Here is a 13948-nt window from a genome sequence, read left to right as displayed (position 1 = left end):
GGCACCGTGAGCGACGACGGCGACAAGCGGACCGACGGCACTCCGAGGCGGCAGGATGTCCTGCCCGAGGAGTTGCAGGCCCACCTGGACGCGGTCCAGCACGGCACCCCCGAATCGGTGCAGAGCCTCCTCGAAGCCGTCCTCTCGGTCGGCCGGGAGCTGGACCTGCCCCAGGTGCTGCGCCACATCGTGGAGGCAGCGGTGGTCCTCGTGGACGCGGAGTACGGCGCGCTGGGCGTCATCGGCGAAGGAATGACGCTCTCCCAGTTCCTGACCAGCGGCGTCAGCGAGGAGCGGGCCACCGCCATCGGACACCTGCCCGAGGGCCATGGAATCCTCGGCGAGCTCATCCGCCATCCCGAGCCGCTGCGTCTCCCGGAGCTGGCCGAGCATCCGGCGTCGTACGGGTTTCCCTCGCACCACCCGCCCATGCACTCCTTTCTCGGGGTGCCGATCAGGGTGCGCGACGAGGTGTTCGGCAACCTCTATCTCACCGAGAAACGGGGCGGCGAGGACTTCGACGACGAGGACGAGACCGTCCTGTCCACCCTCGCCGTGGCCGCCGGCGTGGCCATCGAGAACGCACGGCTGTACGAGCAGGCGCGCGACCGGCAGCGCTGGCTGGAGGCCAATGCGGAGATCGTCGCCAGCCTGCTGTCCGGGGCGGGCGAGACCCAGGTGCTACGGCTGGTCGTCGACCACGCACGCCGTATCCTCGGCGCGGACCTGGGGGCTCTGGCGCTTCCCGACGAGGACGGAGCCGTCCTGCGGGTCGCGCTCGCCGCCGGGGTCGACGCCGAGGCGCACCATGGTCTGGTGCTCCCACGGGAGGGCACGTTCGTCGGCGCGGCCCTGTGCGCTCGAAAGCCACTCATCAGTCTCGATGTCCAGCACGACCCGAGAATCACCGCAGGACCCCCGAGGTGGAGCGGTCTGGGGCCCGCCGTCGCGGTACCGATGGTCGCCAGCGACGAGGTGCGCGGCGTGCTGCTGCTGGCCCGGGTCGACCGGAGAGCGCCGTTCACCCAGGCCGAGACGGCTCCGCTGCTGGCGTTCGCCGGGCAGGCGGCGCTCGCCATGGAACTCGCCGAGCGCCGGAGCTCCGCAGAACAGCTCACCCTGCTGGAGGACCGTGACCGGATCGCGCGTGACCTGCACGATCTGGCCATCCAGCGACTGTTCGCGACGGGCATGACCCTACAGAGCACCGTGCGGTTCGTGGAGCATCCGGCGGCGCACGAGCGGCTGCTGCGCGCCGTGGACGACCTCGACGAGACCATCAAAATCATCCGGTCGACGATCTTCGGGCTGCGCGCCCGCGACGCGGGGCGTTCGGGCCACGGGCTGCGGATGCGCACGACCGGGGCGGTGGAGCAGGCCGTACGCCCCCTCGGCTTCACCCCGTCGCTGCGCATGGAGGGACTCATCGACACCGATGTGCCGTCGGTGATCGCCGAACATGTCGTCGCCGCCCTGGGAGAGGCGCTGAGCAATGTCGTACGGCACGCGCGGGCCACCTCGGCGGATGTGTCCCTCGTGGTCCGTGGCGGCAGACTGACGCTGACCGTCTCGGACAACGGGGTCGGTATCGCACCGGGCGGCCGCAGAAGCGGTCTGGACAATCTCGCCGGGCGAGCGGAGAGCCTGGGCGGCGGGATGACGGTCGAAGCGCCCGACCGGGGCGGCACCCGCCTCGAATGGACGGTTCCGGTCAGCCCCGGCTGAACCGGGCCGACCGCGGGCACGGGCCGACCGCGAACACGGGCCGACCGCGGACACCGTTCGGGCACGGTGTCGGCGTCCCGTGGCGCTCAGCGGGATCCGTGGCCGGGGTCACCGAGATGCGGGGCGGCCTGCGTGGCGAGGACAGCGGCCTGGATGCGCCGCTCCACGCCGAGCTTGGCCAGCAGGCGCGAGATGTGGTTCTTGACCGTCTTCTCGGAGAGGTAGAGCCGCTTGCCGATCTGACGGTTGGTCAGTCCCTCCCCGACCAGGGCGAGGACCTCCCGCTCACGGGGAGACAGTCCGGACAGCGTGTCCGGCTCCGGCTCCTCCTCTGCGTCCTCGCCGCGCAGACTGCTCATCAGCCGGGTCGTGGTCGCCGGATCGAGCATGGACTGACCGGACGCGACCGTGCGCACGGCGGCCACCAGATCCGACCCCTTGATCTCCTTCAGTACGTACCCGGCCGCGCCGGCCATGATCGCGTCGAGCAGTGCGTCGTCGTCGTCGAACGAGGTGAGCATCAGGCAGGCCAGAGCGGGCATCCGCGAGCGCAGTTCCCGGCAGACCGTGATCCCGTCGCCGTCCGGCAGTCGTACGTCGAGAATGGCGACGTCCGGCCGCAGAGCCGGGCCACGGGCCAGTGCATGGTCGATCGTGCCCGCGTCACCCACCACCTCGATGTCCGCCTCCGCGTCGAGCAGATCCTGCACCCCACGCCGGACGACCTCATGATCGTCGAGCAGGAACACCCGGATCGGCTTCTGCGGCGAGAAGCCCCGTACCACGTCCATGTCGATCCTCCGCGCTGTCGTGGATCCGCCACCCACCCATCGTGGCCCGGCCCCCGGGGGCACACCAGGGGCCGAATGGACCATGCCCCCGTCCGACCGACGCCTTCCCCGCGGCGGGCCGCAGCCCTGTTCCGGCGCGCCGCTGCCCTGCGCCGCGCGCCGCGGAGACGGGCAGGGGCGCGGTGGGAAGCCGGCATCATCCGGGTACGAGCACCGCGGCGCCGTTCACCCGGTCCGCCGCCAGGTCGGCGAGCGCCCGGTCGGCCCGGCTCAGCGGGTACGGGCTGACCGTGACCCGGATACCGATGCGCGCGGCCAGGGCCAGGAACTCGCGGCCGTCCTCACGGGTGTTGGAGGTGACGCTGCGCAGATTCCGTTCCTGGAAGAGATGGCGCTGGTAGTTCAGCGCGGGAATGTCGGAGAGATGGATACCGGCGATCGACAGCGTGCCCGACCGGTCCAGGGCCTCCAGCGCCACCGGCACCAGATCGCCCACCGGAGCGAACAGGATCGCCGAGTCCAGGGGCTCCGGGGGAGGGTCGTAGGCGTCGCCCGCCGAGGCGGCGCCGAGTTCCATGGCGAGCTCACGCGCCCGCTCCGACCGCGTCAGCACATGGACGGTGGCGCCCTCGGCCAGCGCCACCTGGGCGGCCAGATGGGCCGAGGCGCCGAAGCCGTAGAGTCCCAGCCGCCCGCCCGCCGGCAGCGCGCTGCGGCGCAGCGACCGGTAACCGATGATCCCGGCGCACAGGAGCGGCGCCAGCAGGGCGGCGTCCCGGTCCTCAGGCAGCCGGTACGCGAAAGCCTCCGGAACCACGGCCAGCTCCGCGAAGCCGCCGTCCGCGTCCCACCCCGTGTACGTGGACCGGGGGCAGAGATTCTCCCGCCCCGTCGTGCAGTACCGGCAGGTGCCGCAGGTGCCGCGCAGCCAGGCCCCACCGGCCCGGTCGCCGGTACGGAACAGGGTGACCCCGTCGCCCACGGCGGCCACCCGGCCGACGATCTCGTGCCCGGGAAAGGCCGACGGGCGGTGAGGCGCGAGATCCCCCTCGGCCAGATGCAGATCCGTGCGGCACACACCACAGGCTTCCACCCGCACCAGCAGTTCCCCAGGACCGAGAGCCGGCACCCGCCGGCGGGTGACCACCAAGGGCCCGGTACCCATCGGCCCGGGCGTCTCGACGGCCCAGCCGCTCTGTGTCTCCGTGACCTGGGTGGAGTGCGCCATACGTCCACCCTGCGGCCGGCCGGCAGCCCCGGCAACCCGCCCCGGCCGGACCCCACGGCCGGTCGCGGCCGGCGCTCACACGCCGAGTGCCGCCTTCATGACATTCCGCGCGATCGGGGCGCCGAGCCTGCCGCCGGAGATGTCCGCGCGGGAGATGTCCATGTCGGTCGGGTCGATGAACACCGCGACCGCGACCGAGGCGCCGTCGGCCTTCTCTCCGTAGGAGACGAACCAGCCGTACGGCACTTCCTTGTCGACATCCACGCCACGCTGCGCGGTACCGGTCTTGCCGCCGACCGTGATGCCGTCGATCAGCGCCCGCTGCGCGCTGCCTTTCTCGGCGGTGAACTCCATCATCTCCCGCACCTTCCTGGCGGTGTCTTCGGAGACGGCCCGGCTCTTGAGCCGGGGCTCGTGCTCTTCGATCGAGGAGAGGTCAGGGCCGACCAGCTCGTCGACGATGTAGGGCTGCATCAGCTTGCCGTCGTTGGCGAGGGCGGCGGTCACCATGGCCATCTGCATCGGTGTGCTGGTGAGGCTGCCCTGTCCCATGCCGGTCAGCGCTGTCCCCGGCCTGTCGAGCTTGTCGGGATAGAGGCTCTTGGTCGCGAGCATGTCCCCGAAGTCCTCGGAGTAGACATCGGCGTTGAACCCGAACTTCTCCGCCGTTTCGCGCATCTTGTCCGCGCCCACCTTGGACGCGGCGTCGAGGAAGACGTTGTTGCAGGAGTACTGCATGGCCGTCTTGAGTGAGGCCTTGTCACACACCGCGTCGCCGGCCTCGCTGCTGATCGTGTTCCTGGAGAGCGGCAGGGGGTACGGGGAAGGGGCGCCGGACGAGGCGTTGATGTCGCTGACCACGCCGTGCTCCAGGGCCGCGGCCGCCGTGAGGATCTTGAAGGTGGAGCCGGGCGGATAGGTCTCCCGCAGCGCCCGGTTCGCCAGCGGCTTGCCCTTGTCGGAGTCGAGCGCCTTGAACCTGTCACCCTCCTTGAACGTCATTCCGGCGAAGACGGAAGGGTCGTAGGAGGGGGCGGACGCGAGAGCGAGCACCTTGCCGCTGCGCGGGTCGAGGGCGACGACCGCGCCTCTGGCGCCGAGGTCGGTCAGCCCCTTGTACGCGGCCTCCTGCGCCTTCGGGTCGATCGTGGTGATCACATCGCCGCCGCGCGGCGTCTCGCCGGTGAGGATGTCCCCGGCGCGCTGGAAGGCGAACCGGTCGTCCCGGCCGCTGAGCACGTCGTCGTAGGTCTTCTCCAGCAGTGACATGCCTTGGGCCTGGGAGGCGTACCCGGTGACTGGCGCGTACATCGCGCCCTGCCTGAAGGTCCGCTTGTACGCGAAGTCAGCGCCGGCCACCTCCCGCGAGCCGGTGACCGGCCGGCCCCCCACGATGATGTCGCCGCGCGGCTGGGCGAATTGGGCGATCCGCACCCGCAGATTGTTCTCGTCGTTGGCGAGAGTCTCACTCTGGACGAACTGAACCCAGTTCGCCCGCAGCAAGAGGGCCAGCATCAGCACCCCGCAGAAGACGGCCACATGTCTCAACGGCCTGTTCATCGCTTCCCCGCTCCCCATGCCCGCGCACATGTCCCCATAACGATCTTCGAGTGTGTAAGACGAGGCTCAGCGGGCTTCGGTTGCGGTACGCGTCACCCGCTGGTCTCAACCCCCTTCGGCGGCAGGACCATTGGGCACACCGAAGCCGTTCGCGCGCCCGCGCGCGGTGCTTGTATATTCCGAGCTCGCCCACGTCCGCACCTAGGCCGTGTCCTCGTCAGTGGGCCCCAGTGCCAAGAAGCCACGGAGGAACGAGACATGAGCACCCGTACGGGGGAGTGGGATGACGGGAGATCGTCGCGCAACGGGTGCACCGGGTGTCTCGCGCTGCCCTTCGTCCTGGCTCATCGGGTGTTCCGGCCCGGCCGGCCCGACCGGATCAGAGACAGCGGGATCGAGCGGGCACAGATCGCCCGCACCGCCATCGGCCTCGTGGCCACGCTCTGGATGATCTTCGCTTATCCGCTGCGGGAGTCGGCTGTGGATGTCGTCGGGGGCAAGTTCACCGAGGTCTTCCTCAGCACCGGGATCCTGCTGATCGCGGGCCCCCTCGCCCTGGCCGCGTTCGTGCTGTCCGCCCGCCCGCCGGTCCGGGCGCTCTACCGGCGACGGCTGACCGGGCCGCTGCGCGGTTTCGCCGCACTCTTCGGCTGCGCGGGGCTTCTGTTCCTGGTGACGAGCGGCGCCTTCTCGCAGATCGGCGCCGCCGCGCCGGTGGCCCTGCTCGGCACCCTGCTCGGGCTGTTCGCGGCGCTGTTCGCGCTGCCGTTCGGCATCACGGCGGCGGTGCTCTCGGTGCACTACGTCTTCCGCACGGCCGATGTGCACGAGGTGCTGCCCCCGTTGATATCGCCCCTCCTCGTCTGGTCGATGTTCGCCTTCCAGATCTTCGACAGCCCGCCGGTCGCCGCACCGGCCGCGGTCCGTGCGCTGTTTCTCATCGGCCCCCCGCTGTCCGTCACCCTGCTCTCGGTCTGGGAACTCCGGCGGCTGCGGATGCGCTTCGGTATCACCCTGCGCCGGGCTCTGCTCCGGCATCTGCCGGGGTGATCGGCAGACGTACCTGGAACCGCGTGTGGCCCGGCTGTGTCTCCACCCGGATGTCGCCCCGGTGCTTCCTGACGACGATGCGGTACGAGATGTCCAGGCCGAGGCCGGTGCCGTCGCCCACCGACTTGGTCGTGAAGAAGGGTTCGAAGATCCGCGGCCTGACCTCCGCCGGGATGCCGGTCCCGGTGTCGGCCACCTCCACCAGCAGCCAGTCGCCCTCCCTGCTGGTGCTCAGGGTGAGCGTGCCCTTGCCCGACATGGCGTCCACCGCGTTGTCGATCAGGTTGGTCCACACCTGGTTGAGCTCGGCGCCGAACGCCGGGATCGACGGCAGACCGCGGTCGTACTCCTTGACCACCTTGACCTCCGGGGGGATCTTCGCCCGCAGCATGGTCAGAGTGGCGTCGAGCAGCGCGTGTATATCGACGGTCTGATGCGGTGCCCGGTCCAGCTGGGAGTACTGCTTCGCCGCCCCGACCAGATTGGAGACCCGGGTCGCGGCATCGTCGATCTCGCCCATCAGGAGTTCGGTGTCAATGGCGTACGCGAGCCAGCGCACCGCCGAGTCCAGATGCTCCTCGCCGACCGCCTCGGCGACCGTGGCCAGCCACGGCACACCCACCCCTCCCGACACCAGGACCGGTGTGAGATCCCAGGCGTTCACCACCCCATGGTCATCGAGCCAGTCGCTGAGTTCGTCCTCCGCGTCGGAGGCGGTCAGCGCGGGCAGGGGGGACGCCGCGGCGGCCTGCTTGACCGCCGCGTCCTGCAGCTCCACCAGACCGCGCAGCCGGGTGCCGTCCAGCCGGCCGTCGGCGATCAGGGCGAGCTTGTGGCGCATACCGGCCACCCGCTCGCGCAGCGCCTCGGTGGCTCTCACCGCCGCCGCGGCGGGGTTGTTGAGCTCATGGGTGAGACCGGCGGACAGCGCCCCGAGCGCGACCAGCCGCTCCCGTTCACCCATGATCGTGTCCGCCGCCCGTGTGCCGAAGAACAGACCTTCCAGCAGATGCAGCGCCATCGGGAACCAGGTGCGCACCGCCGTGGCGAACTCGTCGGCCGGCACCACGAAGAACTCCGCGTCGCTGACGGCCCCCATGGTGTTCGGATACACCTGGTCCACGCGGTCGCCCAGATATGCCTGCGTCGACCCGCCGTAGGCGCCGCGCTGATCGGTCCTGGTGACCTCGATGTCGTCGCCGTGCAACCGTCGGCTGAGCGTCACCGCACCACTCAGCAGCACGAAGAAGCAGGTGGCCGGCTCACCCTCGCGGTAGACGGCGCTTCCACCGGCCCGCTGCTCGACCCTGCCCCGCTCCGCCAGCCATGCCAGCTGGCTGTCATCGAGCGCCTCGAACAGGAACAACGTACGTATCTGCGTCGGCGTCAAACGATTCGAAGCGGTCACTGTGACTCCAAGTAGCGGTGGACCAGCGCGATGGCCATGGCGCCGTCGCCGACGGCCGAGGCCACACGTTTGAGAGACGTGGCGCGGACATCGCCGGCCGCGAAGACCCCCGGCACGCTGGACTCCAGGTGGTACGGATCGCGTGGCAGCGGCCAGTTGACCGGCCGCTTTCCGTCGGTGATCAGGTCGGGGCCGGTGAGTACGAACCCGAGCGCGTCGCGCGCGACCACCCCGTCCAGCCATTCCGTACGCGGCTCGGCGCCGATGAAAATGAACAGCCAGGAGGTGGTGACCGTGTCCAGCGCCCCCGACCTGGCGTCCCGCAGCGTCAGCTGCTGCAGGTGACCGTCGCCCTTCCCCTCGACCACTTCGGTCCAGGGATGGACAATGATGTTGTCGATTCCGTTGATCTGCTCGACCAGATAGCTGGACATCGACCGGCCCAGGTCGGCGCCCCTGATCAGCATGTGCACGCGCCCGGCGTAGCGGGAGAAGTACACGGCCGCCTGGCCGGCCGAGTTGGCGCCGCCCACCATGTACACCTCGTCGCCCGAGCAGGTGGGCGCCTCGGTGACGGCGGAGCCGTAGAACACACCGGCGCCCGTGAACTCGACCAGGCTGGCCGCCGCCAGCCTGCGGTACGAGACCCCGGTGGCCAGGACCACCGTATGGGCCGTGATCGCGGCGCCCTCACCGAAGCGCAGCACCCTGCCGGAGCCGACCGCCTCCAGGGCGACGACCTCCCGGGTGCTGAGGATCTCGGCGCCGAACTTCAGCGCCTGGCGGCGGGCCCGGTCGGTCAGCTGTGAGCCGGAGACACCGTCGGGGAACCCGAGATAGTTTTCGATCCGGCTGCTCTGCCCCGCCTGCCCGCCGGTCGCCTCGCGCTCCACCAGGACCGTACGCAGGCCCTCGGACGCGCCGTACACGGCCGCGCCGAGCCCGGCGGGCCCGCCCCCGACCACCGCGAGGTCGTAGAAGTCCGAGGTGGGTACGGTACTCAGCCCGACCCGCGCGGCGAGCTCCCCGTCACCGGGCGCCACCAGAGAGGTGCCGTCGGCGGTGACGACCAGGGGCACGTCGGCCGCGGTGACACCGGCGGCGGTCAGCAGGCGGGCGCCCTCCGGCTCGTCGGCCTGCAGCCACCGGTAGGGCACCAGGTTGCGGGCGAGGAAGTCGCGCACGGCGAAGGACGGAGCCGACCAGCGGTGGCCCACCACCCGGGTCTCCGTGGAGACCGGGTCCGGGGTGGCGACCCAGACGTCCAGCAGCGAGTCGATCACCGGGTAGAGGTGCTCCTCCGGAGGGTTCCACGGCTTGAGGAGATAGTGGTCGAGATCGACGACGTTGATCGCCTCGATGGCGGCGCCGGTATCCGCGTACGCCGTCAGCAGCACCCGCCGGGCGAGCGGGAAGAGGTCCATCGCCTCCTCGAGGAATTCGAGGCCGTTCATCTGCGGCATCCGGTAGTCGGCGAGCATGACCGCGAGCCGTTCACCGCGCAGCTTGATCTCGCGCAGCGCCTCCAGCGCCTCGGCTCCGGAGACGGCGCGGACGACCCGGTACCGGTCGCCGTACCGGCGCCGGATGTCGCGGGCGACCGCCCGGGAAACCGCCGGATCGTCGTCGACAGTCAAGATCGTCGGATTCGCCATGACACCACCATCGCCTGAGGACGAAACAACCCTCCGGGAAGATTCACCCGCTCGGCGGAGGGGAGCGGCGGCCTTTGCCGGCGGGCCGTTCAGCGCTCCCGCCCGGGAGGCCGGCTCCTGCTCCGGAGACCGGCGGATCATGTGGAAGGGGCCTCAGCCCCCCAGTGTACGAGCGCACCGGGAATCACCCGGCGGCCAGCGGGATCTTGAGGGCGGTGGTGCCGCTCAGGTCCAGCCAGACCTCGGAGGGTCCGCGTACCAGGCGGAGTATCACGTGGTCGCAGCGCGGGCAGCGCGCCACCAGCCCGGGCGCGTGCGTGTACACACGCAGCTCCGCCACCGGTCCGGTGAGCCCGCAGGCCGAGCAGGTCCCGGTCGCCGCCGTGATGTCGGTCGCGAAGATCTCACGGAACGAGCCCGCCAGCACGTTGCCGTCCTGGAACTCCGCCGTCTGGATGGGGTCCATGTCAGCCTCCTACGCGGGACCGAAGCGTTCGGTCCTTATCCGGGCGGGATCGTGGCCCTGCGCCACGAGGAGTTCCGCGGCCCGTTCGACGAATCCGGTCGGGCCGCAGACGAAGGACGCCGGCTCGAACTCGGCGGGCCAGCCGAGGGCGGCCAGCTCCCCGGCGGCCAGCCGGCCCGGCCGCCGGTCCGAGGTCTCGGGCGCCGACCGGGTGTACAGGTAGGTCACTTCCAGCCCCGCGTCCCCGGGGCCGGCGCAGTCCAGTTCCGGTACGTAATACCGGCCGCCGGGAGCGCGAACCGAGTACAGCAGGCGGAACGGGACGCGGCTGCCCAGGCTGCGGCGTGTGCGGATCATGGACATCAGCGGGACGACGCCCGAACCGCCTCCCAGCAGCAGTACCGGAGAAGGGTCGGCCGGCTCCCAGACGAAATAGCCGCCCACCGGGCCGCGTAGTTCGAGGGGCTCGCCGACTTCCAGTACGTCGGTGAGATACGGGGACACCTCCCCGTCCGCCAGCCGCTGCACCGTCAGCTCGATGCGGTTGCCGTCCTCTGCGGAGGCCAGCGAGTAGCTCCGCTGGGTGCTGTAGCCGTCCTCCGCCGTCAGGCGTACGTCCACATGCTGGCCCGCGGAATGGCCGGGCCAGGAGGGCACATCGAGGACGAGTGTCCAGGCACTCCCGGTCTCCTCACGCCGCTCCACGAGCGTCGACGCCTGCCAGAGCAGGCGGCCGGTCAGTCGCCTTGATATCGCTGTTCGCGCCACGGGTCACCGTATTCGTGATAGCCGATGGTCTCCCAGAAGCCCAGCTCATCGGTGGACATGAGCTGGATGCCCGCCACCCACTTCGCCGACTTCCACAAGTACAGGTGCGGGACCAGCAGGCGGGCGGGCCCTCCGTGCTCGGCCGGCAGATCCTCACCGTCGTAGCGGTAGGCGATCCACGCCTGGCCGTCGAGCAGATCCTCCAGCGGCAGGTTGGTGGTGTAGCCGCCGAAGCTGTGGACCATGGCGTAGTCGCCGTCGCGGTCGATGCCGGCGAACAGGGTGTCCAGCGACACCCCTTCCCATTCGGTGCCGAGCTTCGACCACTTGGTCACACAGTGGAGGTCGACCGTCGGCCGTTCGCTGGGCAGGTCGAGCAGCTCCTGCCACGACCAGCGGTGCCGGGCCCCCGCAGCCGTGGTGATCGTGAAGCTCCAGGTCTCCGGCAGAACCCGCGGGGTGGGACCGGCGGATAGCACGGGAAAGTCATGTACGAGGTACTGGCCCGGCGGCAGCGTCACCTCCGTCGAGCGACGGCCGTGGAAGCCACGCGACACGATTCCCATGGAATCCCTCCTCGCCGGTCCGCCCTCCGCTTCACAGCGGCCAGGGGTCCTCGGCCGTCCATGTCCGGGCAGCCGCCCGGAGGGGCCGCTCACCTGGGCGAGCCGCTGTGCTCCTGTGTCCCATTGTGGCGGCGCCGGCCGCAAAGCACCTGTCGGCAGCTCTTCTGAGCTGGCGTTCCGGGCGCCCGCTGATCCGCCAGCGGCTTCGGCCCGGCTGGGGAATACTCGACAAGGACCGCACTCATCAACCGTCACCCGCGAGGCCGTTTACCGGCCCGTCACTCCGCGAGGCCGTCCCCCGGCGTCGACAGGGACCTCCCTCCGCAGAACCACCGGTCACAGCTCGGGCGATCCTCTCGTCCGGACAGGAGGACCACGCTCATGACCACTGCACTACGCGCGCTCCGGCCGGCGTGGGCGAGCCGGCTGAATCTGGTGGAGTGGTTCAGGGCGCACGATCGCGGGCTGGCCGCGACCCGCCGCGGCGCACGCACAGCGATCGTCATGCCGGCGGTGTTCGCCTTTTCCAGCGAGGTGATCGGTAACCCGGTGGTGGCGACATTCGCCGCCTTCGGCGCGTTCTCCATGCTGCTCCTGTTCGGCCTCAGCGGGCCGATGAGCTACCGGCTGCGTGCCCAGGCCGCCCTCGCCGCGGTGGGAGCCGTGTTCATCTGCCTCGGCACCGTGGTCTCGCAGGTGACCTGGCTGGCCGCCCTGACCATGGCCGTCGTCGCCTTCGCCGTGCTCTTCTCGGGAGTCGTCAGCTCAGTCCTGGCCGGCGCGACGACCTCGCTGCTGCTGGCGTTCATCCTGCCCGTCGCCACGCCGGCGCCCCTGTCGGCGCTGCCGGAACGCCTGGCCGGCTGGGGCATAGCCGCGGCCGCGTCCCTCGCGGCGGTCGCGCTGCTGTGGCCGCCGCCTGTCCGCGACCCCCTCAGCGAAGCCGCCTCGACCGCGAGCCGGGCGCTCGCCGCACAACTGCGCTCGGACGTGGCCTGGGTTCTCGGCGGCCGGGGCGCGCCGACGTACGACGAGAACCGCGCGACGGCCGAGCAGGGCGCGGCGGCGGTCGCCGAGCTGCGTCGCGGCTTCCTCGCCACCCCCTACCGGCCGACCGGACTGACCACCAGCGCACGCGCCATCGTCCGCCTCGTGGACGAGCTGACCTGGCTCAACGCCATCGTCGTGCAGAGCATGGCGCACCCCGACGGGGGCCCGGTCAGCCGCAGCGCCTGCGCGGTGCGGGCAGCGGTGGCCACCGTACTGGAGCAAGGAGCGGACCTGCTCGATACACGGCGGGGCGATCCCACCACCCTGCGCGCCGGGGTCGCCCATCTGCGTGCGGCACTGAAAGTCATGGTGCGAGAGGCCACCACCAGCCTGCCGGTGTACCGCTCCGCCGTGACACGGGGCCGTGTCGTGCCCGTGGGAGGACAGGACAGCGAGTTCCTCACCTCGCTCGACCCGTCCTTCCGTGCCCAGGAGATGAGCTTCGCGGTCTCACAGATCGCGGCGAACGTGGACCTCGCCGCGGCCGCCGAACGGCGCAGCTGGCCGGACCGGCTGCTCGGCCGCGATCCACGGGGGCTTCCCCCCGGGCTCTCGGCCGCCCACGAGCGCGCCACCGCGCACGTGGAGGCGCACTCGGTCTGGCTGCACAACAGCATACGAGGAGCGATCGGACTCGCACTGGCCGTCACCACGGCCCATCTGACGGGCGTCGACCACTCGTTCTGGGTGGTGCTCGGCACCCTCTCCGTACTGCGCTCCAACGCACTGAACACCGGCCAGAACGCGCTGCGGGGACTGCTCGGCACCGTCGTCGGCTCCGTCATCGGCGGCGCCCTGGTGGTACTCATCGGCACGAACACCGACGTCCTGTGGTTCCTGCTGCCCGTGGCGATCCTGATCGCCGGCATCGCCCCCGCCATCGTGTCCTTCGCCGCCGGGCAGGCCGCGTTCACCCTGACCCTCGTGATCCTCTACAACGTCGTCCAGCCGGCCGGCTGGCACCTGGGCCTGGTGCGGGTGGAGGACATCGCCCTCGGTTGTGCGGTGAGCCTGGTGGTGGGGCTCTTCGTCTGGCCGCGCGGAGCGGCCGCGGCGATGGGCAAGGCGCTTGCCGAGGCGTACCACGACAGCGCCCAATACCTGGCGGGCGCTGTGGAGTTCGCCCTCGGTGGCCGCAACACGGCGTCGGCGGACCCCTCGATGCCGCTCGGCGAAGCCACGCGCGCGGCGGCAGCGGCGAGCCGGCTGGATGACACCTTCCGCAGCTACCTCGCGGAACGCGGCGCGAAACCCCTGCCGCTGGCAGAGATGACCGCCCTGGTGACCGGAGTCGCCGGGCTGCGCCTGGCGGCCGACGCCGTTCTCGATCTGTGGCAGCGCGTCGAGGGCCGCCCGCAGGGAGACCGCGCCGGCGCCCGCAGGGAGCTGCTGGACAGCGTGGACAGCGTCTCCGGCTGGTACGTCGAGCTCGCCTCCAGCCTCGAAGGCCTGCGCGGCGTCCCCGAGCCCCTCCAGCACGACAAGGCAGCCGACGGGCGCCTGGTCGAGACGGTGCGCCAGGACCTGCGTGACGACCGCGGCCGGACCAGCGCCACCGCCGTACGCATCATCTGGACGGGCGACCACTTGGACGCCGTCCGCAGGCTCCAGGCCGGCGTGGCGACAGCGGCCCGAGCGGCCGCGCGCCCGGTACCCCTCATGACGCCGAAGACCTGAACTC

General features: G+C 70.9%; 11 protein-coding genes. 3 read left to right on the top strand and 8 right to left on the bottom strand.

Annotated features, from left to right (window positions below):
- Positions 1-6: 6 nt before the first annotated feature.
- Positions 7-1725, top strand: coding sequence for a sensor histidine kinase (locus ACZ6MZ_RS16475; RefSeq protein WP_389788732.1), 1719 nt, complete (start codon positions 7-9; stop codon positions 1723-1725).
- 86 nt (positions 1726-1811) lie between these two features.
- Here ACZ6MZ_RS16475 and ACZ6MZ_RS16470 read toward each other — a convergent pair whose 3' ends face one another.
- The 3 genes from ACZ6MZ_RS16470 to ACZ6MZ_RS16460 form a co-directional block, all read right to left on the bottom strand.
- Positions 1812-2516, bottom strand: coding sequence for a response regulator (locus ACZ6MZ_RS16470; RefSeq protein ID WP_469352507.1), 705 nt, complete (start codon positions 2514-2516; stop codon positions 1812-1814).
- Positions 2517-2712: 196 nt separating this feature from the next.
- The gene (locus ACZ6MZ_RS16465) at positions 2713-3744 is read right to left on the bottom strand and encodes a zinc-binding alcohol dehydrogenase family protein (RefSeq protein WP_469352505.1); all 1032 of its coding nucleotides are present in this window, start codon (positions 3742-3744) and stop codon (positions 2713-2715) included.
- Between the two features lie 75 nt (positions 3745-3819).
- The gene (locus tag ACZ6MZ_RS16460; RefSeq protein WP_469352503.1) at positions 3820-5304 is read right to left on the bottom strand and encodes a peptidoglycan D,D-transpeptidase FtsI family protein; all 1485 of its coding nucleotides are present in this window, start codon (positions 5302-5304) and stop codon (positions 3820-3822) included.
- A gap of 258 nt (positions 5305-5562) precedes the next feature.
- On the opposite strand from ACZ6MZ_RS16460, the gene ACZ6MZ_RS16455 reads away from it, so the two are divergent.
- Positions 5563-6354 carry a hypothetical protein gene (locus ACZ6MZ_RS16455; RefSeq protein ID WP_469352501.1) on the top strand — a complete coding sequence of 264 codons (792 nt, stop codon included), beginning with the start codon at positions 5563-5565 and terminating at the stop codon, positions 6352-6354.
- Here ACZ6MZ_RS16455 and ACZ6MZ_RS16450 read toward each other — a convergent pair.
- The 5 genes from ACZ6MZ_RS16450 to ACZ6MZ_RS16430 form a co-directional block, all read right to left on the bottom strand.
- Positions 6314-7762 (bottom strand): ATP-binding protein, encoded by a 1449-nt coding sequence (locus ACZ6MZ_RS16450; protein WP_469352499.1) that lies wholly within the window; start codon positions 7760-7762, stop codon positions 6314-6316. The two genes, ACZ6MZ_RS16455 and ACZ6MZ_RS16450, sit on opposite strands and share 41 nt — an antisense overlap.
- The gene (locus ACZ6MZ_RS16445; RefSeq protein ID WP_389788719.1) at positions 7759-9417 is read right to left on the bottom strand and encodes an NAD(P)/FAD-dependent oxidoreductase; all 1659 of its coding nucleotides are present in this window, start codon (positions 9415-9417) and stop codon (positions 7759-7761) included. The genes ACZ6MZ_RS16450 and ACZ6MZ_RS16445 overlap by 4 nt, the downstream gene beginning before the upstream one ends.
- Positions 9418-9601: 184 nt before the next feature.
- Positions 9602-9883, bottom strand: coding sequence for a DUF6510 family protein (locus tag ACZ6MZ_RS16440; RefSeq protein WP_389788717.1), 282 nt, complete (start codon positions 9881-9883; stop codon positions 9602-9604).
- Positions 9884-9892: 9 nt separating this feature from the next.
- On the bottom strand, positions 9893-10651 hold the full coding sequence (locus ACZ6MZ_RS16435) for a ferredoxin reductase (protein WP_389788715.1): 759 nt from the start codon (positions 10649-10651) through the stop codon (positions 9893-9895).
- A complete protein-coding gene (locus ACZ6MZ_RS16430) occupies positions 10621-11217 on the bottom strand; it encodes a sulfite oxidase-like oxidoreductase (protein ID WP_389788712.1) in 597 nt (198 codons plus the stop codon). Before ACZ6MZ_RS16430 ends, ACZ6MZ_RS16435 begins: the two co-directional genes overlap by 31 nt.
- Before the next feature lie 381 nt (positions 11218-11598).
- On the opposite strand from ACZ6MZ_RS16430, the gene ACZ6MZ_RS16425 reads away from it, so the two are divergent.
- Positions 11599-13944, top strand: coding sequence for an FUSC family protein (locus tag ACZ6MZ_RS16425; RefSeq protein ID WP_469352496.1), 2346 nt, complete (start codon positions 11599-11601; stop codon positions 13942-13944).
- Positions 13945-13948: the final 4 nt, after the last annotated feature.

It is taken from the genome of Streptomyces sp. NPDC042201 (assembly GCF_055582185.1).
Note: the sequence above shows the minus strand (reverse complement) of the source record. Positions and strands in the feature narration are given on the sequence as shown.

What these genes read in the sequence shown, in the direction of transcription:
- ACZ6MZ_RS16465 (WP_469352505.1), bottom strand. Translation starts at nt 3,744, where the DNA reads ATGGCGCACTCCACCCAGGTCACGGAGACACAGAGCGGCTGGGCCGTC.
- ACZ6MZ_RS16430 (WP_389788712.1), bottom strand. Translation starts at nt 11,217, where the DNA reads ATGGGAATCGTGTCGCGTGGCTTCCACGGCCGTCGCTCGACGGAGGTG.
- ACZ6MZ_RS16455 (WP_469352501.1), top strand. Translation starts at nt 5,563, where the DNA reads ATGAGCACCCGTACGGGGGAGTGGGATGACGGGAGATCGTCGCGCAAC.
- ACZ6MZ_RS16425 (WP_469352496.1), top strand. Translation starts at nt 11,599, where the DNA reads ATGACCACTGCACTACGCGCGCTCCGGCCGGCGTGGGCGAGCCGGCTG.
- ACZ6MZ_RS16460 (WP_469352503.1), bottom strand. Translation starts at nt 5,304, where the DNA reads ATGAACAGGCCGTTGAGACATGTGGCCGTCTTCTGCGGGGTGCTGATG.
- ACZ6MZ_RS16445 (WP_389788719.1), bottom strand. Translation starts at nt 9,417, where the DNA reads ATGGCGAATCCGACGATCTTGACTGTCGACGACGATCCGGCGGTTTCC.
- ACZ6MZ_RS16440 (WP_389788717.1), bottom strand. Translation starts at nt 9,883, where the DNA reads ATGGACCCCATCCAGACGGCGGAGTTCCAGGACGGCAACGTGCTGGCG.
- ACZ6MZ_RS16470 (WP_469352507.1), bottom strand. Translation starts at nt 2,516, where the DNA reads ATGGACGTGGTACGGGGCTTCTCGCCGCAGAAGCCGATCCGGGTGTTC.